This window comes from Aliiglaciecola sp. M165 (genome assembly GCF_007197995.1).
Classification (GTDB): Bacteria; Pseudomonadota; Gammaproteobacteria; order Enterobacterales; family Alteromonadaceae; genus Aliiglaciecola.
Genome location: NZ_VKKH01000006.1, coordinates 442,812 through 462,852, shown reverse-complemented (window position 1 = coordinate 462,852; position 20,041 = coordinate 442,812). Strand labels below are relative to the sequence as shown.

At 44.0% G+C, this 20,041-nt stretch carries 20 protein-coding genes; all 20 read right to left on the bottom strand.

Translation table 11 applies throughout. From position 1 onward, the window contains the following. Window positions 1-21: 21 nt before the first annotated feature. A complete protein-coding gene (locus FM019_RS13950) occupies window positions 22-888 on the bottom strand; it encodes a TIGR02285 family protein (RefSeq protein WP_143836551.1) in 867 nt (288 codons plus the stop codon). A gap of 105 nt (window positions 889-993) precedes the next feature. Next, window positions 994-2,121 carry a flagellar biosynthesis protein FlhB gene (gene flhB / locus FM019_RS13945; RefSeq protein ID WP_143836550.1) on the bottom strand — a complete coding sequence of 376 codons (1,128 nt, stop codon included), beginning with the start codon at window positions 2,119-2,121 and terminating at the stop codon, window positions 994-996. A gap of 13 nt (window positions 2,122-2,134) precedes the next feature. Next, window positions 2,135-2,917 carry a flagellar biosynthetic protein FliR gene (gene fliR / locus FM019_RS13940; protein ID WP_143836549.1) on the bottom strand — a complete coding sequence of 261 codons (783 nt, stop codon included), beginning with the start codon at window positions 2,915-2,917 and terminating at the stop codon, window positions 2,135-2,137. A 5-nt stretch (window positions 2,918-2,922) separates the two neighbouring features. Beyond that, window positions 2,923-3,192 carry a flagellar biosynthesis protein FliQ gene (fliQ, locus tag FM019_RS13935; RefSeq protein ID WP_143836548.1) on the bottom strand — a complete coding sequence of 90 codons (270 nt, stop codon included), beginning with the start codon at window positions 3,190-3,192 and terminating at the stop codon, window positions 2,923-2,925. A 9-nt stretch (window positions 3,193-3,201) separates the two neighbouring features. After that, on the bottom strand, window positions 3,202-3,951 hold the full coding sequence (gene fliP, locus FM019_RS13930) for a flagellar type III secretion system pore protein FliP (RefSeq protein WP_143836547.1): 750 nt from the start codon (window positions 3,949-3,951) through the stop codon (window positions 3,202-3,204). Continuing rightward, window positions 3,944-4,432: a flagellar biosynthetic protein FliO gene (gene fliO / locus FM019_RS13925; RefSeq protein ID WP_143836546.1), complete on the bottom strand. Its 489-nt coding sequence runs from the start codon at window positions 4,430-4,432 to the stop codon at window positions 3,944-3,946. Before fliO ends, fliP begins: the two co-directional genes overlap by 8 nt. Next, entirely contained in the window at window positions 4,392-4,826 is a 435-nt protein-coding gene (gene fliN, locus FM019_RS13920; RefSeq protein ID WP_143836545.1) for a flagellar motor switch protein FliN, read from the bottom strand. Before fliN ends, fliO begins: the two co-directional genes overlap by 41 nt. A 27-nt stretch (window positions 4,827-4,853) precedes the next feature. Then, a complete protein-coding gene (gene fliM, locus FM019_RS13915; RefSeq protein ID WP_143836544.1) occupies window positions 4,854-5,912 on the bottom strand; it encodes a flagellar motor switch protein FliM in 1,059 nt (352 codons plus the stop codon). A gap of 36 nt (window positions 5,913-5,948) precedes the next feature. Continuing rightward, window positions 5,949-6,470 (bottom strand): flagellar basal body-associated protein FliL, encoded by a 522-nt coding sequence (fliL, locus tag FM019_RS13910; RefSeq protein WP_143836543.1) that lies wholly within the window; start codon window positions 6,468-6,470, stop codon window positions 5,949-5,951. Between the two features lie 95 nt (window positions 6,471-6,565). Further along, entirely contained in the window at window positions 6,566-8,785 is a 2,220-nt protein-coding gene (locus tag FM019_RS13905) for a flagellar hook-length control protein FliK (protein ID WP_143836542.1), read from the bottom strand. Window positions 8,786-8,901: 116 nt separating this feature from the next. Further along, a complete protein-coding gene (fliJ, locus tag FM019_RS13900) occupies window positions 8,902-9,351 on the bottom strand; it encodes a flagellar export protein FliJ (RefSeq protein WP_143836541.1) in 450 nt (149 codons plus the stop codon). After that, on the bottom strand, window positions 9,351-10,685 hold the full coding sequence (fliI, locus tag FM019_RS13895) for a flagellar protein export ATPase FliI (protein ID WP_143836540.1): 1,335 nt from the start codon (window positions 10,683-10,685) through the stop codon (window positions 9,351-9,353). Before fliI ends, fliJ begins: the two co-directional genes overlap by 1 nt. Window positions 10,686-10,691: 6 nt before the next feature. Next, window positions 10,692-11,468, bottom strand: coding sequence for a flagellar assembly protein FliH (gene fliH, locus FM019_RS13890; RefSeq protein ID WP_143836539.1), 777 nt, complete (start codon window positions 11,466-11,468; stop codon window positions 10,692-10,694). A gap of 28 nt (window positions 11,469-11,496) precedes the next feature. Continuing rightward, complete coding sequence (gene fliG, locus FM019_RS13885) at window positions 11,497-12,531, bottom strand: flagellar motor switch protein FliG (RefSeq protein ID WP_143836538.1); 1,035 nt, start codon at window positions 12,529-12,531, stop codon at window positions 11,497-11,499. Between the two features lie 8 nt (window positions 12,532-12,539). Further along, entirely contained in the window at window positions 12,540-14,243 is a 1,704-nt protein-coding gene (gene fliF / locus FM019_RS13880) for a flagellar basal-body MS-ring/collar protein FliF (RefSeq protein ID WP_143836537.1), read from the bottom strand. A gap of 16 nt (window positions 14,244-14,259) precedes the next feature. Continuing rightward, complete coding sequence (gene fliE / locus FM019_RS13875; protein WP_143836536.1) at window positions 14,260-14,589, bottom strand: flagellar hook-basal body complex protein FliE; 330 nt, start codon at window positions 14,587-14,589, stop codon at window positions 14,260-14,262. 236 nt (window positions 14,590-14,825) lie between these two features. Next, a complete protein-coding gene (locus FM019_RS13870) occupies window positions 14,826-16,166 on the bottom strand; it encodes a sigma-54-dependent transcriptional regulator (RefSeq protein ID WP_143836535.1) in 1,341 nt (446 codons plus the stop codon). Next, a complete protein-coding gene (locus FM019_RS13865) occupies window positions 16,163-17,308 on the bottom strand; it encodes a PAS domain-containing sensor histidine kinase (protein WP_143836534.1) in 1,146 nt (381 codons plus the stop codon). Before FM019_RS13865 ends, FM019_RS13870 begins: the two co-directional genes overlap by 4 nt. Before the next feature lie 143 nt (window positions 17,309-17,451). Further along, the gene (locus FM019_RS13860) at window positions 17,452-18,906 is read right to left on the bottom strand and encodes a sigma-54 dependent transcriptional regulator (protein ID WP_143836533.1); all 1,455 of its coding nucleotides are present in this window, start codon (window positions 18,904-18,906) and stop codon (window positions 17,452-17,454) included. 170 nt (window positions 18,907-19,076) lie between these two features. Beyond that, window positions 19,077-19,877 carry a flagellin gene (locus FM019_RS13855; protein WP_143836532.1) on the bottom strand — a complete coding sequence of 267 codons (801 nt, stop codon included), beginning with the start codon at window positions 19,875-19,877 and terminating at the stop codon, window positions 19,077-19,079. Window positions 19,878-20,041: the final 164 nt, after the last annotated feature.

Here is a 20,041-nt window from a genome sequence, read left to right as displayed (position 1 = left end):
ATAATTTAATAGGCCTCTGCACTAATTTTCGACAAAGCTGCTAATAAAGACATCGTTAAAAAAATCATTGAATTGTGCAAGCTCTCGCTCTTCTTCCCACCATGTAGTGATTGCATGGTAATAGTCCAAAGTAGGTCGGATGTCTAACAGTACGGCATTGATTTCTGAAATCACTTTTTTGCCAAATGGCGTTTTCGCGCAACCAATACTGCCGAGCGCATATTGATCCGCCCCATCAACCATCAAACCTATAAGTTCTTGTGATATCACTTCTGCACGTTTTTTAAAAAAATTGAGTTCAAAAGGATAAGAGAAGGTCAAATCAACTTTGCTGGAAGAAACCAATTTGAAGAGCGTTTCGAGACGTTCTGTAGAGATGCTCATAAGTCGGTTATTGTCAGATTCAAGCATGGTTAAAAGAGAATGATCAATTTGAGTGCCATAGGACCTGCCTTGAACTACAGCAACACTCAGTGACGTATTGTTTAACACCTCCGGCAACTTGATAGGTGCTTCTATATTCAACTTCAATTGCTGATTTTTAACCATAACCAATCGATTTGCTGGCGAAATGATTGAAGGGTGTGAGAAATATGCGATTTTTCGACGCTCTGGTGTAACATACAAAGACGGATGACAGGTGTTTTTCTGTTGCTTAATATTTTCCAGAGCCCTGGAAAGCGTAGTCAATTGCATCTCATGATGGTACTGGGGCAATTTTTCGATCACTTTAGACAACGCAATGTCGACAAACCCCAAGCCATCAAAGTCACCTATGCGGATAGTCGATGGTGGGCTATGGAAGGTCTGCCAGTAGATAGTTTCTTTTTCCTGTGCATACACGAGGAAACTGCCAAGTAGCAAACAGCAGTACACTACAAATTTCATTTAAACCCATTCACCCTTCTTTTCAATAAGCATAGCGCAATCAACTAAAAACACATGAAAGTTTTGAATTATCATTAACATTAACAAGCGGTTATAGACAAACAGCTAGTACCGCATATCAGCTGGAATGTCTAAATTCTTTTTAAGAGGTGGTGGACGTTTACCTTTGCCATTTTTGAAGGCTTTAACTTGATAGACGTAAGCAAGGACTTGGGCAACAGCCATAAAGAGTTTTTCTGGTACTTGTTGTTGCGCTTCTGTCGTATGGAAAATCGCCCGCGCCAAAGGTGGGGACGAAACAATTGGCACACCATGAGCTGCAGCTATTTTTCGAATATGCATAGCCAACTCGTCAGCGCCTTTTGCAACCAAAATTGGCGCAGTATTGCCATTTTGGTCATATTTCAATGCAACAGAAAAGTGAGTTGGGTTTGTCACCACTACGTCCGCCTTGGGCACTTCTTGCATCATTCTTTGCGCTGCAGCCTGATATTGCAGCTTACGAATGCGCCCTTTGACTTGCGGATCACCTTCTGAGTTTTTACGTTCGTCTTTGACTTCCTGTTTGGTCATTTTCATTTCTTTATTGTGCTTCCAACTTTGATAAGGCACATCAAAAGCGGCGATAGGAATCAATGCACAACACAAGAGTAAAAACGCCCATGCAATAAGCTCCAACGCGTGAAATAGATTGCGGGGATAAAGCTCCATATCCAAGTGTAAGGCTTCGTCTTGAAACATTACCAATGCGAGGTACGCCATAGCAGCAACAACCACAAATTTGGCGATAGCCTTAAGCAATTCAACTAAGCCATTGACGCCAAACATACGTTTGAAACCGGCGATGGGATTGAGTTTGTTCGCCTGTGGAGAAGCGGACTTCCAGGTGAAATTATATCCCCCTAAAGCAATACTTCCATAAATACCAGCAATGGTCGCGATCAACATGTAAAACAAAACGGGTAAACTTATAGTTTCAATTGCGAAACTCCATGATTGGAACATATGATTTAAGTCATAAGTTTCATCACGAGACAGGTTGAAGCTTCTCAGCGTAACCTGATATAGGGCAGATGCGATCTGTTCACCTATCAATAGAAAAGCGGCTGCGCTTCCAACTAAAACCAATGTTGTTGACAATTCCCGAGATCGCGCAATTTGCCCTTTCTTGCGGGCATCTTCAGTTTTTTTCGCCGTGGGTTCTTCAGTTTTTTCGTGCGTATCATTGGCCATTCAAACACCCTCCCTAGTTATTACACACACGTAACAGGTCGCACATTAATAACTGTGCTCGTTGCCATTGAATTTCAAAGTGATGTGTGAAATTGTCCAATGTTAGCCATATAATCACCAAGCCCATGATTTGCGCTATCGAAAAACCAATACTAAAAATATTCAGTTGAGGCGCCGCCTTGGTCATCACACCAAATGCCAGGTTAACAATCAACAATGAAACAATGGGCGCCAAGGACAATGTTACTGCGCCAACAAACATCCACCCGGCCCAATGAGCAATTTCTTTGAAATGTTCCGGCTGAAACCATGCTTCACCAATAGGAAAAGCCTGAAAACTCATCACGATCATTTTGATCATCGCCAAATGTCCGTCAAATGCCCAAAACAACAAGGTTGCTAAAATGAGATAAAACTGGCCTACTGCTGGCACATTAATACCATTGACCGGATCAACAATCGACGCAAAACCTAAGCCGGTTTGCATCGCAACCACTTGCCCTGCCAACACAAAAGTTTCAAGTACCATGATTGATATAAAGCCTATGGCAACGCCGATAATGAGTTGTTGAATGATAAGGACAAAGGTTCCTACGTTGACAATTTCTGAAATTGGAACCGGAGGAACGACAGGCATGATCACTAAGGTCAAAAACAAGGTTAACAACGATTTAATTGGTGTTGGAACGGTCTTGGCACTGAGCCCCACCATAGCTGCAAATAAACCGGAAATACGCATAAAGGGTAGCATCATGTCGGCAAGAAACTGGGTAATGGTATCAGCAGCGACTTCCACTAAAGCTACCCTATCACTTCAGGGATCCGTTCCACCATTGTAAAGGTGAAATCCATAATTTTTTGCGTCAACCAATGCCCGCCCCAACTCAATGCAAGCAGGGTAACGATTAACCTCGGCAAAAAACTCATGGTTTGTTCATTGATTGAGGTTGCAGCTTGAAATACCGCTACAATCAAGCCAACAAACAAACTAGGTAAAATGATCGCAGAAACCAACAAAATAACCATTTGTAAGGATTCTTTGAGTATCTCGACAAATATCTCTGGTGCCATGCTCGTTCCCTACCCTAATCCAAAGCTATTCGCCAGAGTGCCAAAAATAAGATTCCAACCGTCGACTAAGACAAAAAGCATTAATTTGAACGGCAAAGAGACAATCATTGGCGATAACATCATCATCCCCATTGCCATTAAAATAGAAGCAACGACCAAATCAAGGATCAAAAATGGAATAAACAGCATGAACCCTATCTGAAACGCGGTTTTTAATTCACTGGTCACAAAGGCAGGAATAAGAACATTCATTGGGACTTCAGATGGATCGTCAAATTGGTCCTGCATGTCACCCAACTCCACAAAGGTCTCTAAATCTTTTACCCGCGTCTGTGACAACATAAATGCACGCATTGGCTGCTTAGCCTGTTCATAGGCCTCCAATGAGGTCATTTCTTCATTCAGATAAGGCTGTAAAGCGGTCTCATTGATTTGTTCAAACACTGGCGCCATGATAAACATCGATAAAAACAGGCTCACACCTATCAGGATTTGGTTTGAGGGAGATTGTTGCAAACCAATTGCCTGACGCAATATCGATAGCACTATGATTATCCGAGTAAAGGAAGTCATCATCATGATAAAAGCTGGTAGCAGGCTGAGCGCAGTCATGATCGCCAGCACTTGCAACGTCATGGTGTAATCTTGTGTCCCGTCGGGATTTGTCGTCACCGTTAACGCATCTACACCTGGCGCAGCTAAAACTTCCGATGGAGCCAATAAAATGACACTCAAGATAAACAACAACCATTTAGTCATGAGTGGCACCCTTTGTTGAGTTGATACCTGATTGGATTTTCCCAGCCAATGCTTGAGTAAGCTTGTCTTTAAAGCTCTCTGCACTGCTGCTGGTAGGCTTTTGCAGAGGGTTCTCAAGTTTGGCTAAATGATTGATATTGGTGGCGGTTACGCCAATTAAATGTTGCTCTTGCCCTACTTCTATTACTAAAACACGCTCTCGTGTGCCTGCAACCATAGAGGCAACAACATTTAGCTGACCATTTCCTGTTGCAGTGACATTAAACCGACGCATTAACAGAGCTAAAGCGAAAACAATCACTATAACTAATAATAAAGAAAGGAAAATTGACACTATTGAAGTGGGATTAGACAGGCTTTCAACCTGTGCTGAGGCCTCATTTGAGGCCAGGAACAATGGGCTCAGAAGAATCCAAACCCATGATTTTAATGAGTTTTTATTACCTAAGCTTTTTAATTCTCTCGATTTGACTAATAACATCAGTTAAGCGAATACCAAATTTATCGTTGACGACTACTACTTCTCCATGAGCAATCAACGTGCCATTTACTAAAACATCTAATGGCTCACCGGCAACACGGTCTAATTCGACAACCGAACCTTGGTTCAATTGCAGTAAGTTACGTATGCTGATGTGGCTTCTCCCCACTTCCATCGAAATGGTCACCGGAATATCTAAAATGGTATCGAGCTTTTTCTTTTCTTGTGCCGTTATCGGCTGATCTTCTGAGAGCTCATCAAGCTCAGCAACGGATACATCTAGGTCGTTGGCCCCAATATCCGGTTGCTCCGCTTCTCCACCCTCGGCAGCTTCTTCCTCTGCCTGTTCAGCCATTGCAGCGGCCCAGTCATCCATTGCATCATCATCACTCATGTTTAAAACCCTCAGCTTGCAGCATGCTTACAAGTCTTCCTCAAGTACAGAAAGCTCAGCGTCACTGTCTATTCGGCGTCCGCCTTTAGTTAATAGTTGTAATTCCGATTTCACCGACGTGGGTCGTGGAATCTTCTCTGTTATCTTCACAGCCAAGTTGTCACGGGAGCGCCCCAATTTGGCTCTAAATGTGGGTAATTCTTCGATCAATACCGTTATGGTTTCTGGCATCTCTATCGGAATGATATCGCCAGCTTTAAATTCCATCAGATCTTTAAGCGGAATATCGACATCCAACATGTGAGTGGAAACAGATACATTCACATCCAAGATTTCGTCGCGTAACGCTTTACTCCAGCGTAAATCCGTATCTTCCTTGTCGCTTTGAACACCGGCATCCAATAACTCTCGGATCGGTTCAAGCATTGAATACGGCAATGAGACATGAAAATCACCACCGCCGCCATCCAGCTCAATGTGAAACGAACTGATTACCACAACCTCAGTTGGGCTTACAATATTTGCCATCGCAGGATTCACTTCCGAATCCAAATATTCAAATGACACGTCCATAACGGGTGCCCAAGCTTCCTTGTAGTCTTCAAAGATAAGCTTCAGCAGCATTTGCGTAATACGTCGCTCCGTTGGCGTAAATTCGCGACCTTCAATTTTTGCGTGGTAGCGACCATCTCCACCAAAAAAGTTGTCGACCAGAATAAAGACTAATCGGGCTTCCATGGTGATTAACCCAGTGCCTTTTAGCGGTCTAAAGCGAACCATATTCAAACTGGTTGGAACAAATAAGGTGTGAATATATTCACCAAATTTGATCATTTGTATGCCATTAATCGAAACTTCAGCCGAGCGGCGCATCATATTAAATAAGCTCACACGCATATGCCGCGCAAATCGTTCGTTAACGATTTCCAGCGTTGGCATGCGGCCACGAACGATACGATCTTGAGAAGAGAAGTCATACTCCAGCGTCGAGCCATCTGACTCTAAACCTTCGGTTTCTTCTTCTTCGACATCGTCTACGCCGTGTAATAACGCATCAATCTCATCTTGTGACAGTAAATCACTCACGCTTCACTCACTCTGCTTATTTCGTTCAAATTGTCGCTATTGCATAACAAAACCAGTAAACAACACTTGTTCCACTACTTCGTTACCCACAGTTTCCTTCATCACTTTTTGCACTTCTCGCGCTGACTGGTCTCTAAGCGATACCTTTCCAGCTTCAGTCACCAAATCATCGGCATTGGCACTGCTAAATACCCTCAGCAAGGTCCCTTCTATTAACGGGACGTGCATTTTGGCAGTTTCTTCGTTATCGGTACCACGTACCATAAGCTGCACCTTTATTTGCGCCAGTCTATCTTTACCTTGTCCTGGCACGTTAAATACAAAGGGTCTTGGCATCGCAACATACAATGCCGTGCCTTTGTTGGTGCCCGACATAGTAGGAGCACCATCCGATCCGGTTTGCGTCACCGCAGCTTGATCTTCCATCGCAGGTTCGTCCGACCCGCCCAACAAAAAATACGCAGCGGCACCGCCTCCGATGAGGACAACGGCAACAATGATGATTATCATCATTTTACCTTTACCGCCCTCTTCCATCTGTAACTCTTCTTCTGCCATTTGTCTTCTCTATGTATTAATTAATAGCTTTATTATCTGCCAGTATCAGCAAATGGCAACGTCTGTTTTACTTTATCTAGCTATTTGTTTAATGATTAAACAAAATAATCTATACCACCGATTCGCCCGTTTCGTATTTTGTGTTCAGCTACAACATTTTCCTCAGCGTTCGATTCTGAATCTTGACCTGAGCCGCCAGCAAAGCTGCCACTTTCCTGTTGCGCTGCTCCATCCTGCTCTTGCTGCACGGAAGATTGGCCTAACTCAATACCTTGTTGCTCTAACAATTCTTTAAGCTTAGGTGTTGCTTGTTCCAGTACCTCACGAGCCTGCTGAGATTGCACAACAATATTCACACTCGCCGATTCACCTGACAAATTCACTCTGACTTTCATTGAACCTAATTCTGGCGGGTCAAGGCGAATATCTGCTTGCAGGTTATTTTGATTAACCATCCAGCGTACCTTTTCTGCAAGCTGCTGCTGGCCTTCACTACGAGTGATATTTACGGCTTTATCAAACTGCGCCATCTGTTGTTGCGCCTGTTTACTTTGTGTTACCTGAGATTGAGCTAAATTATCTTTGGCGACAGACTTTTCAAGCCCACTAACCAATGTCGCCGCATCAAGCTTGGCATTCATTGAACTGGCCATCTCAAGGGTTTGACTAAATCGGCTGAGCGTCTGATTGATGGTGTCAGGACTTATTTGAGACGTCGCAGTTTTGCTCACTACATCGCTGACCAACGTGCTCAAATCAATGGCGGGTTGGTGCCCTTGTTTCATTTGCGCTTTAATTTCTTCTAATCCAGCTTTCATGGCACTGACAAAATCTGATTTTAGCGATTCGCTGGCAACGCTGTCCTCGTTACCCTGTTTAGCGGGCTGCGCTGCACTTACGTTCAATCTTTGAGCTAGGTTATCGAGTGATTTTTCAAGCTTTTCTGGAGAAAGTTTCAACAGGGTTAGTAATGCCGTTTCAACTTTTACAGCCTCAGACGTGTCTTCATTAGTTGCCGCCTGTTGAGTTTTGACAACTTCATCAAGTTGCAAAGCATTGTTGTCGATTGTGGGCGCAGCAAGATCGTTTAGCTTTATTTTCGGATCAACTTCTTGCCCGGGCTCGACGTTTCCAGTTGTGACTTTTTCTGACGCGACTTTTTGCGGTGCAGCCTCAATTAACGACGCATTTTGCTGAGCAATCAAGAGTTGGGCGTCAAGCAGTGACTCAGCACTCAAGCCTTCAGCCTCTAGCTGCGCAATTATTGCTTCCAGATCGCCCAAGGATACAGGCTCGTTTTCCTGTTGAGTCGCTGACATCAACTGAGTCAGTAATTGTGCTATAGGTTCTTGATTTTCACTAAATTCTAATTTCTGTTCCGCGTTTGACTCCAACAGCGCTGCTAATTCACTGATAACAGATTTAATATCCTTAACATCAAGAACGGGGTGCGAAGGCCCACCTTCCGACTCCGTTAATTCGATATTGCTATTAATGGTGGGGTCTAGTTCTTCAACTACTAACAACTCACCCTCCACGGACAAGTCAATTTCTGTAGATGATTTCGCAATCAAGGCTTCCGAATTCTGCCCGTCTGATTCTTGAATAAACTGAGACAAATAAATGTCACCCATGGGCAACATCTGAACTTTATTTTCGCCGTTTTCAATATTTGCCCCTTGGCTTTTTTCGACCAGATCTAGCCAATCAACTTGATTACTATCGAGACTAGACGAATCAAGTAGAAGCTCATCTTCAGCAGTTTCGCCTTGGGAGTCTGAAATTTTTTGTTTACTATCCGTTACATTCTCACTCTGTTGTTTCGCAGATTGAGCGTTGGTTTTCTCATAATTTGTCCGTTCAGCAATCGTTTCGTCAGTATTATCTGTTTTATCAGTTTGTTCTAAAGTATCGTTGTGCTGCGAGGTCTTTGCTTCGTCATACGCAGAGCCTTGCTCATTTTTTTCAAATGGTTTATCTGCTGACAAAGGCTGACGTGGTTGCTTTTCTTGTGTCTGTGTTTGTACTTGTTTGTCAGAATGAGGAGCTTTGTTTTGCTCATTACGAGCTTGTGATAACTCTTTGGCGATTTGGGGTTGTCGTTGGGTCTCAGCTGAACTTGTGTTGCTGCCGGATGTATGGGCATGTTTATCGACGTGGATGGGGTTAGGCTGCACTGGTTGCGAATAAACAGGATCAGCTTGAGTCAAAAACGACTTAAACTCAATTTGTTGCTGAATTCCTATACTACTTGCCGACTTCAATTTAAATGGCAATGCGGCAATCTCTGGTTTAAATGTGGCAATGTGTTGCATCTTCTATTCCCGATTTATTGTCGAATTTACGCTAAATTCGGCTTTCATATCGCTTTTGTATTTCTTTAGTATCGAGATAGAGCAAAGAGCGTTCCAACCTGTCAAATAGAGCATCATTATCGGCGTTGTTGCGCTTGCCGGATAAATCGTTGTGTGGACAATTCATCCATGAGCTGTTGTTCAATTTTGTTGTCTCTGGCAAGACGCGCTAGACGTTTTTTTTCCAACAACATTTCTACGGCCTTGCGTTTTCGCTGTTGTGCTAACCAAATATCCTTGCGTTGTTCAGCCACCAACACCGACTGGCTATGTACCTGCATCTGCTGTTGACACGCTTTGTCGAGTTTTCCAATAAACGATTGCAATTGATTAAATTTATCTACCTCAAGGGCCGTTTTTCCTTTTACTTGAGTTTGCCTGAGATAATCCAATCGGTATTGCTCTAAACTCGACAACTTCTGCTTGTTCATCGACGCATGCTGCTGTGCCAATTGGAATTCTCGCGCTAACTGGTCTTCTTTTTCTTTTTCCCAGCTTGCTACCATTTCTAGCTGTTTTTCTGCCACTACGCGTTACCTAAGCCTTTGGTTAATGCCATCATGCCTTCCAGGCTCTCATCATAAGGCAATACTTGTTTCATTCCCTGCTGCAAAAATGCATTAATGGCAGGCTCTGCAGCGATGGCCAAATCCATCCTCGGATCTGTGCCTTTTGTGTAAGCCCCAATGCTAATTAAGTCTTTATTTTGCTGGTAGTTTGAATATACCTGCTTGATCCGGCGACTCGCCAGCATATGCTCATCACTCACTACCATGGGCATTACCCGGCTGATTGAACCTTCAATATCAATTGCTGGATAATGCCCAGAATCTGCCAAGGTTCGGCTCAGTACCACGTGACCGTCAAGAATTGCTCTTGCTGCATCAGCGATTGGGTCCTGAAGATCATCCCCTTCTGTTAACACAGTATAAAATGCTGTAATAGAGCCTTGACCATCTCTTCCATTTCCTGCTCGCTCAACCAATGCAGGCAATCTCGCAAATACTGAAGGTGGGTAACCTTTTGTTGCAGGCGGCTCACCCACTGCAAGGGCGATTTCACGCTGAGCCATCGCATAGCGGGTCAATGAATCAATCAACAATAATACGTTCATACCTTTATCACGAAAGTACTCGGCTATGGCTACCGCAGTTTCACAGCCCTTCAATCGCATAAGTGGCGAGGTATCCGCAGGCGAAGCAACCACAACGGATTTTTGTCGTTCTTCGTCTCCTAAAATATCCTGAATAAATTCTTTAACCTCTCGTCCCCGTTCTCCCACCAAACCAACGACTACCACATCGGCCGATGTCCCGCGAGTCATCATTCCCATCAACACGCTTTTTCCTACGCCACTGCCAGCAAACAATCCCATCCGCTGCCCCAAGCCAACAGTAATCATTGAGTTTATTGCTCTGACACCAACATCCAACGGCTTTTCAATAGGGCGGCGCAACAAGGGATTGATGGGCGGTTTGTTAAGTGGAACACGTTTCTCTGCTTTGATCGCGCCGAGACCATCAAGAGGTTGACCATTTCCATCAACCACACGTCCAAGTAGGGACATACCAACGGGCAGCCCTTGCTCACGATCAAGAGGTTGCACGCGAGACCCAGGCACAATACCTTTAACGGCTTCAGTTGGCATTAAATAGGTGATATTTTCAGCAAAGCCCACTACTTCTGCTTCGATTTGCCCATCAATGGTTTGCACTAAACATTGGCTACCAACAGGCATCTGACAACCGACCGCTTCAAGGGTCAAACCAATACCACGAACCAGTTTTCCAGAGGCTATACTAGGTGCTTCAGGGATATGTGACTGCAGAGATTTGATTTTTTCTAGTATGCTGGACGTCATGTCAAGTTACTCTTGGTCGACGTCGGATAAACCTTGCTGGAGCAGAAATTTATCAAGTACGTCTCGAGCACGCCTTTCAATCGACACATCAACAGCATTGTTCGACGTTGTCACGTCGCAGCCGCCGCGAGACATACCCGGAGACTCAACAAATAGCCAATTTTGTTGTTGAATTTGCTCCTCAGAAAATGTCTGTTTGACGACTAATATATCTTCCGGATGCATGTGAATTTGATAACTAGATTCTTGAATGGGTAAGGTTTTTAAGGCGTCCTGTAAAGCGGCCCGCAAGATATCAGGATTGCTTTGCACCTCGTGGCGAATCACCGCTCGTGCAAGCGACACAGCAAGTTTGACCAATTCATTTTGCAAAACCTCATCTACCTGAGCGACGGGTTGATGAACATGTTCAATCATCGACTGCCACGATGCGATAAGTGTATTGACTTGCTCCTGACCTGCAGCAATGCCCTCTTCGAGACCTTGCTCCATACCCGTTTGTGTTCCTTCCTCTAGTCCTTGAGTTTTCCCTTCATCATAACCTTTATCAAAACCGGCTTTTTTCCCCTGCTCAAACCCTTCTTTATACGCAGCTTCTCTGATTGCTTCGATTTCTTCGGCAGTTGGAGGCAGAATTTCTTCTTCAGGTTCAGGGGGTTCGTATTTCCAATTGCTTTGTCGATTCAAAGCATTAGTTTTGCTGTCATCCACTTGGCGAGTATCCTCTAGATAAGGTAGATCCCAGGAGGCAATCTCCTCTTCTGTCAAATCTAGTTTACTCACTTTTGATCACTCTCACGTTGACATTTCACTATAAGAACTCTTCACCGCCACCGCCGCCAAGCATGATTTCACCTGAATCAGCCAATCGACGCGCAACCGAAAGAATTTCTTTTTGTGCAGTTTCCACCTCACTGATACGAACCGGTCCAAGGGCTTCAAGATCATCGAGGAGCATATCAGCTGCACGTTTAGACATATTCTTAGTAATTTTGTTCTTGAGCTCTTCGTCAGCACCTTTGATTGCTTTAAGTAGCGAGTCTTGCTGCACTTCGCGAAGAATAGCCTGAATAGCTCGGTCGTCCACGTCGGCCAAGTTATCAAAGACAAACATAAGATCCTGAATTTGCTGGCTCATTTCTTCATCTTGTTCTCGGATCGCATCCATCAATTGACCTTCGATGTTTGTATCCAGATAGTTCATGATATCAGCAGCAGATTTCAGGCCGCCCATCTTCGCAGCTTGCGTGCCTGCTTGACCGGCAAATTGTTTCTCCATGATTTCGTTCAATTCTTGTAACGCTGCTGGTTGAACTTCTTCTAAGTTCGCCACACGCATCATTAAGTCTAAACGCACTTTTTCTGGGAACTGAGACAAGATTTCTGCCGACTGTTCGGCTTCCAGATAAGACATGACAATGGTTTGGATCTGTGGGTGTTCGTTGCGAATGATACTGGCAACCTGTTTTGAATCCATCCACTTAAGTGAATCCAAACCTTTTGCACCGCTACCCATTAAGATCTGATCGATTAGGTTAGCCGCTTTATCTTCACCTAACGCTGCAGTTAATGCCCGCTTAACGAAGTCTTGGCTTTGGAATCCGATAGTGCTGTAGTTTTGAATTTCTTCGATGAAGTGTTTGTGCACAGCAGTAATTTTAGGCTGTGTCATATCATCTATCTGCGCCATCGCTTGGCCCAGTTTTTGAACCTGCTTAGGCTCGAGATGTTTAAGTATTTGCGCTGCATCTTCCTCAGACAAACTCAACAGTAAGATAGCCGCTTTGTCGACACCTTCTAATTTGCCGACGTCATAGCTACTGGATTCTACTAATTCATCTTCCATCGTCTTTCCTACTCGTCTTGCAACAACCAACCTTTAACTACCTGTGCAGATAGTTCAGGTTCATTGGCTACTAGTGCACGCACGGCTTTTAATACATCTTCATCTTTGTGGAGGTCTGGTAACATCAAAGACCCATCTGCGGCAAATCCAACTTGCCCTTCATCAAACTCTTGAGACAACATGCTGATGGTTTCATCACCCAAATCCAATGCGCTGTCCACATCAAAGTCATCGTTTTCCGTGGTGTCTTGCGGATTGATCAAACGTCCCAACATGGGTCTAACAAGGGCAAATATCAACACTATAATAATTAAAGAGCCTGCGGCGATTTTAACCGTTTGTGCGAACCATTCTTCTTTATAGTATGGCACTTCCACCGGAACATAGTCATTGTCTTTACTGAAGGGAATGCTGACAACTTCTAAGGAGTCGCCACGCGTCACATCAAAGCCAATTCCGCCTTGCAATAAACGTCTGATATTTAACAACTCTTGTTGCGCCCTAGGTGAGGTTGTCACCGTGCCGTCTTCCGCCGTTTGGTTAACATAATCCACTGCCACCGACACGCTGAGTCGTTTTATAATTCCCGTTTGCTGTTTGGTATGGCTGATAGTCGTATCCAGTTCATAATTGCGCGTTTCTTCTTTTGAATTGCGACCAGGCAACGAGGCTTGAGAATTGCTACCACTGGCGCGCTCTGGAATGTTTGAATCCAGTGGTGGTTGATTGGTTAAGGCTCCCGGGATACCGGCTATCACCCCACCAACACTGTTTTCTTCTACTAACATTTCGCTTCGAATTGCCGGTAAATCAGGGTTGTAGCGGCGTTGGGTTTGTTCAACTGCAGTAAAGTCCATCGTTACATCCGCCTGAGCAGTATAGTTTCCCAGCCCAAGTACGGGAATTAATATTGAGTCGATTTTTTCTAGATAGGCTTGTTCACGTTGCTTTTCTAATTCGTATTCTTTGCGAGAGCGTGCTGAGGCCGCATCTTGAGAACCAGAATTGAGTAGCCTACCATTATTGTCTGTGACCGTAACTCGATTGGGTTCCATACCTTGTACTGCGGAAGCGACGATATCCACAATGGCATCCACTTCTTGCGCGGAAATGCTTGAACCTCGACCTGCAGACACAACAACCGTTGCGCTGGCTTTCTTTTCTCTACGTGCGAATACATTATGAACGGGCATGGCTAGCAAAACGGTCGCTCTTTTTACACCATTGATTTCTTCGATAGTACGGGCAATTTGCTGTTCACGAGCATGTTTTAATCGTTCTTTTTCAACTCTCTGACTGACACCGAACCCCATGTCTTGCATGATAATTTCAGTCCCTTCGGATTCAGAAGATGTCGCAAGCCCCTGACGGGTCATATTCATTTTTATCTGTTTGAAATCACTTTCTCGCACGTAAACAACATTGCCTTCCAGACGGTAATCCGGGTAGTTCTGATCGAGATAATCTAAGGTCTCGATAAGCTCTTGGGTTTCCATTTTTCCTAACGGACGATAAGTCGGCTCCTGCGCCCAGATAACGATAAATATTGCGATGGCGATACAAATGACTAGCGCCACAACAATTGTGATCTGACGCATGATGTCTGCACTTCCCAATGCGTCCATGAAACCAGATTTTTGTTCCAGCTCGGTTGAATCACCAAATGAATCGGTATCGTTCAACGCAAGTTCTGTGCTTGTTGCTTCAGCCACGAGTCATGCTCTCCTGTTACACCGGCATATTCATGATTTGCTTGTAGGCTTCCATGACTTTATTTCGTACCTGAACTGTTGCTTCAAAGGCAATGCCTGATTTTTCTTTAGCTAGCATTACATCAGCTAAACTCAATGAGGGATCTCCCATTTCAAAAGCAATTTGTTGATTTTTTGAATCAAGCTGCATTTCATTGACAGTGTTAATTGCCTGGCCAAGCATCTCAGCAAAATTTTTTGATGATGGGTTGTTGGTCTCTTGCGGATTGAATGGACCTATTTCCATGCTGGCACCAGACGCCATGGCCTGCATTTCTTGATAGAGCGATTGCGCTTTGATTTCCATTGGACACCCCGGTATTGATTTGTGCTCTGCCTGTCACCAAGTGACAGAAAAATAACGCTATCTTTGTTGTTAAATAGAACTTAGCAAACAAAGTGCCACTTTTATTTTATATACTTTTCAATAAGTTATAGACCATGTCATTTTATTGACAGCAATCTAAACGGATAAAAACAGGAAACCTAGAGAATGAAAAGGCCGGCAACCTACCTACCGACCTTTTTATGTGATGTCGTTTTTTAAGCAGGTAGTTCAATACCCACTTCACGCATTTTCGCCAATTTGTAACGCAGCGTTCTTGGGCTAATACCCAGCCTTTCAGCAACATCCTTGCGCTTTCCATTGCAAGATTGCAATGTATCTAAAATGATTTGATGTTCTTGTTGACGCAACTCGCTGCCCAATTTGCTCTCATCGATTTCGCTCGCCACAGGCTCCTGCTCGCCACTATGGCCAGTTTCAACTTCAATTAACAAGTCGTTGGCGTCGATGCATTGCTCCTCACACAAAATGAGCGCTCGCTGTATAACATTCTCAAGCTCTCTTACATTGCCAGGCCAAGAATGTTGCATTAACTTACTGCGTGCTGATGCTGATAAGGTTGGTGCTGTGCCATTACCAGAGTAATGCCGTTCGATGAGATGGTTAGCCAATGGAATTATATCTCCGGCTCGTTTATCTAACGGATGCCACATTAAAGGAAACACATTGAGTCGATAAAATAAATCCTCTCTAAAATCACCTTTGAGCACGGCGTCTTTAAGATCACGGTTACTGGTGGCGATCACTCTCACATCCAAGCTGATCGTTTTTCTGCCACCGAGTCTTTCAACTTCCTTTTCCTGTAACACACGAAGTAGTTTTGCTTGCAAAGCCAAATCCATTTCAGTGATTTCATCCAGTAATATACTACCACCTTGTGCTTGCTCAAACTTTCCCGGACAGGCTTGTAATGCGCCAGTAAACGCGCCTTTCTCATAACCGAATAATGTTGCCTCTAGCATGTTTTCCGGTATGGCAGCACAATTAATTGCAACAAAAGGTTCGTTTTTTCGGCTCGATTGGTCATGGATATATCGCGCTAACACTTCCTTGCCAGAGCCGCTTGGACCTAGGACCATAACCGTAGCATCAGAGCTGGCTACCTTTTTAGACAAGGTGAGTAACTTTTGACTGATGGGATCTTCTGCAATGGGATCTCGTGACTCCACCTGTTGCGCCGGCGCATAACGCCCGACTAAATTGAGTAAAACTTCTGGACTGAAGGGCTTGGATAAATAGTCTGTCGCGCCATCGCGCATCGCTTGAACTGCGTCATCGATAGTCGCATAGGCGGTCATTAGCAAAACCGGCATGTTAGGAAATTTATTTTTAATACTACGCAAAAGCGTTAAGCCACTCATTTCACCCATTTGAATGTCACTCACAACTAAATCTACTTTTTCAGCTCCAAGTTTTACCATCGCCTGCTCCGCGCTATCAGCCTCAAGGATCTGATACCCGCCAAGAAGTAAAGTGTCGACCAGCGCTTCTCTTAGTCCAGCATCATCTTCGACAATTAATATAGTTGTCTGACTCACGATTTATCTCCTTGAAGATTAGATTCATGACCTGAGTTATGAATGGGAAGTTGAATGGAAAAACATGCGCCTTTATCTTGTACATTTGCAACAGAAACGCTGCCCCCGTGCGACTTAGCCACCGTTGCAACAACTGCTAATCCAAGCCCTGTGCCGTGACTTTTAGTGGTGTAGAAAGGCTCAAATACTTTCATCAGGTGCTTTTTGTCAATGCCAGGGCCATTATCCAGTACATCGACTATCAAGTGGTCGTCTTGCCTACGACAATTCAATGCCACAATCGGATTTTTAGGCTGGATTTGCAGCGCGTTGTGCACCAGGTTTTGAATTGCCCCGACTAACGCAGGTTTATTGCCCAAAATACAAAGATCGTTGTGCTCGCTAGATACCATCAATTGACCTTTAGAGGTATGCAACATGTTGTCTGAAGCAGTCACGACTTCTTCAAATAAGGATTTGATAGAGAGACTCTGCACCACTTGCTGTTCACCGCTCTTGGCGAATAACAACATATCATTCACTTGAGTTTCCAAATCTTTTAAACGCAAACTGAGCTTTTCACTAAAGCGTTGACGGGCGGCGTCTGACAATTGGTTACTTGCCAAATTTGATGCGTATAACATGGCTGCTGATAAAGGTGTGCGGATCTGATGAACGATTGAAGCGACGGTTTTTCCTAGTGACGACAGTCGTTGCATATGGCTGATACGTTGCTGCAATTGCCTCGTTTCAGTGAGATCCGTCAAAACAATAAGTTGTCCTGGTTCTTCTTTTAAGGGCGTTATTGACAATTTGACTTTACGCCCATCGTGCAAAGATACCTCATGACCGTCATCGGCCTGAGGTTTAAAAGAGCGTTTAATGATGTTACGCCAAGCTTGACCTTCAAGCGGCTCCCCTAAGAGGCTTTTTGCAAGGGCATTCGCTTGCTTAACGACGCCTTTTTCACTCACAACTACGACACCTGCGGGCATCACTTGGAGTAAATGCTCTAAGCGGGTGGCTTGATTTTTTAATTGCTCAAATTCTTCAATAGAGACTCGTTTAACATCGTTGGGTTCATCTTCAGAGCTTGAAGCGGAATAATCCATTGAGTGATGGATAGATTCGAACGACTCATGTAGTGCACTGCTCAGCGCCATAGCTTCCTCTCGTCAAAAAACTTTAAAGTACTTCTAATACGAGAATTAGCATATCGCATGCCAACTATTTATTGTTTAAATTCAATGTTTTACAGGATTATAAAGCAGGTTTAAGAACGTCAACAAAATGACAGTAGAATGGTTCAGTCCCTAACAATGTTGTATTTGCGCATTTTCTCGACCAATGTTGTTCTGCGCATTCCTAAGATTTCGGCAGCACGAGCCACAACGCCATCCTGTTGGTCTAGCGCCTGGTTGATCATACTAATTTCAAGCTCTGACAAATACTCTTTCAAGTTCATTCCATCAGAAGGTAAAGCAGAAGAAACACTTTGCTCAGCAGTATCTTGTGTATCACTTTGTTCTGAATTGGCGCCGTCATCATCCGAGTCGTCACCAAACATTGATAACAAAGCTTCACGCTCGAGTAACTCTTCAGGGTAATCAGGTTGAAAATCATCGCCATTGGTGTACTGATATTTACTAGGCAGATCTTTAACATCAACGACCTGATCGGGATACAAAATAAGTAAACGTTCGACTAAATTCGATAGCTCCCTGACATTTCCAGGCCAATGATGCTCTACCAGCGAATTGATCGCATTTTCAGTAAATCTTAATGTAGATTCAACTTCTTGCTCTAATCGAGAAACCAACTCTTGAAGCAGCAGTGGAATATCTTCTTTGCGCTCTCTTAATGCTGGACTCTCGATAGGAAAAACATTTAATCGGTAGTACAAATCTTCTCTAAATGTACCTTCGCTGATCATGCTTTCCAATTCGCGGTGTGTTGCGGCTACGATACGCACATTGCATTTTATCGGTTTGGTGCCCCCTACCCGCTCATACAATCTTTCTTGCAGCACTCGCAGCAACTTAACCTGCATCTGCAACGGCATATCGCCGATTTCATCGAGGAAAAGTGTTCCACCTTCTGCGAGTTCAAAGCGCCCTTTTCGCGATCCGATTGCGCCGGTAAACGCTCCTTTCTCATGGCCAAATAATTCACTCTCTAACAATTCGGCAGGTATAGCACCGCAGTTAACGGGAATGAAAGGGCCATCTTTTCGATGTGACAAAAAGTGAACATTGCGCGCAATAACTTCTTTACCCGTACCTGACTCACCCAGCACTAAGACATTCGCATCAGAGCCGGAGACTTGTTCTATAAGATGTCTAACACTTTGAATTTCTTCACTTTTACCTACTAAGCTGCGAAATAACTTGGTTTTACTTGTCCCAGCGTTTTTCACTGGACGTTTGCGCAAATACTCCTGACAGCGATACAACATTTGCGTCAATACAGGGTAAGTCACAGGATCGGTTAGTTGTCCTACAATATTGGCGCGAAAGTCTGTCTCTAGGTGTTTATTACCAATAACGATAAACGGCTGAGCGGGAAATTTACTCACTACATCGTCGGTAAGCTCAGGCGACTCCATATCAATAATTACCGCTTCATAGTTGACCTGAGAGGTAATTGAAGTGATGGCTTGAGAAAACGAAACAGTTGAACATTGTTCACCAAGAAACGACAAGATCGTTTTGAGATTATAGGCGCGCGTGCTTTGCTCGCTGATAATCAAAATCATGCTCATCGTGTCCTCAGGATTATTTTTTTATTTTTGTAGGAAGCTATACATGATTTTAAACATTCGTTGCCGGATAGCAACCAAAGTTGTGAAAGATTAGTGATAAAAATCAGGTAACTGGGCAAAAAAAAAGCAGCCATGCTGCTTTTTCTTCACTGGGGAATATTATTTTATATCTAGCTCAACAGGGAAAGAACTTGCCCTTGTTGCTGATTTGCTTGTGCTTGCACAGTCAGAGCAGCCTGACTTTGAATACCTGTAGCAATACTTTCTGAGGTCGCTTGTGCGAAGTCAGTGTCTTGAATACGACTTCTGGCCGCAGCGACATTCACATCTGCCTGGCTAAGATTACGTGCAGCACTTTCAAATTGATTTTGAGTAGCGCCTAACTCAGCTCTTGCGCCACCTACAACCTCTAACGCCTCGTCGGCGGCTTCCAATGCTTCTTCAGCACCTTGTTGGGTTGATACATCAACAGTCAGCACACCTTCTAGCTGCGAGGCAATATCCTCTGTCTGCACACCAATCTGTTGGCCCGCATTGGCACCTACTTGAAAATCGATCGACCCATTTTCAGTCAACAGTTCACGGCCACCAAATGTGGTTTGATCTATGGTCTGAGTGATATTTTCTTGCAATTGAGAGATCTCGGACTGCAACGCATTTCGATCTGCATCGGTTAACAAACCATTTCCAGCTTGCACGGACAACTCACGAATTCGGTTCACATCTTCATTGATACCGGATAAACCACCTTCAGCAACCTGCGCCAATGACACAACATCAAACGCGTTGGAAATTGCCTGTCGGTTGCCTTCTACCTGAGTCGTTAGACGGTCTATAATCTGCTGCGCTGCTGAATCATCTGCAGCAGAATTTACACGACGCCCAGAAGATAAACGCTCAAACAAAGTTTCTTGCCGTTGTTGCAACTGTTGCAGCAACGAAGCATTGTTGCCCGTATCAAATTCAATCATAACTTAACCTCTCACATACCTCTTGTGATTATAGCAAACGGTTGGTTATAAAGTAAGCATGTAGGAATATACCTTAACTTTGCTACAACGAAAGTACGCTTTGCCCAAAGAAATCAACTAACGGTGGGTCTTTGAGCAATCAATGATTTAGATTTCAAGTATTA

Excerpts from the sequence above, each read along its gene's own strand:
- fliP (WP_143836547.1), bottom strand. The coding sequence starts at position 3,951 with ATGACTAAATGGTTGTTGTTTATCTTGAGTGTCATTTTATTGGCTCCA.
- fliN (WP_143836545.1), bottom strand. The coding sequence starts at position 4,826 with ATGAGTGATGATGATGCAATGGATGACTGGGCCGCTGCAATGGCTGAA.
- FM019_RS13855 (WP_143836532.1), bottom strand. The coding sequence starts at position 19,877 with ATGATTGAATTTGATACGGGCAACAATGCTTCGTTGCTGCAACAGTTG.
- FM019_RS13905 (WP_143836542.1), bottom strand. The coding sequence starts at position 8,785 with ATGCAACACATTGCCACATTTAAACCAGAGATTGCCGCATTGCCATTT.
- fliG (WP_143836538.1), bottom strand. The coding sequence starts at position 12,531 with ATGGAAGATGAATTAGTAGAATCCAGTAGCTATGACGTCGGCAAATTA.
- fliI (WP_143836540.1), bottom strand. The coding sequence starts at position 10,685 with ATGACGTCCAGCATACTAGAAAAAATCAAATCTCTGCAGTCACATATC.
- fliQ (WP_143836548.1), bottom strand. The coding sequence starts at position 3,192 with ATGGCACCAGAGATATTTGTCGAGATACTCAAAGAATCCTTACAAATG.
- FM019_RS13860 (WP_143836533.1), bottom strand. The coding sequence starts at position 18,906 with ATGAGCATGATTTTGATTATCAGCGAGCAAAGCACGCGCGCCTATAAT.
- flhB (WP_143836550.1), bottom strand. The coding sequence starts at position 2,121 with ATGGCCAATGATACGCACGAAAAAACTGAAGAACCCACGGCGAAAAAA.
- FM019_RS13950 (WP_143836551.1), bottom strand. The coding sequence starts at position 888 with ATGAAATTTGTAGTGTACTGCTGTTTGCTACTTGGCAGTTTCCTCGTG.
- FM019_RS13865 (WP_143836534.1), bottom strand. The coding sequence starts at position 17,308 with ATGGCGCTGAGCAGTGCACTACATGAGTCGTTCGAATCTATCCATCAC.
- fliO (WP_143836546.1), bottom strand. The coding sequence starts at position 4,432 with ATGTTATTAGTCAAATCGAGAGAATTAAAAAGCTTAGGTAATAAAAAC.
- fliE (WP_143836536.1), bottom strand. The coding sequence starts at position 14,589 with ATGGAAATCAAAGCGCAATCGCTCTATCAAGAAATGCAGGCCATGGCG.
- fliL (WP_143836543.1), bottom strand. The coding sequence starts at position 6,470 with ATGGCAGAAGAAGAGTTACAGATGGAAGAGGGCGGTAAAGGTAAAATG.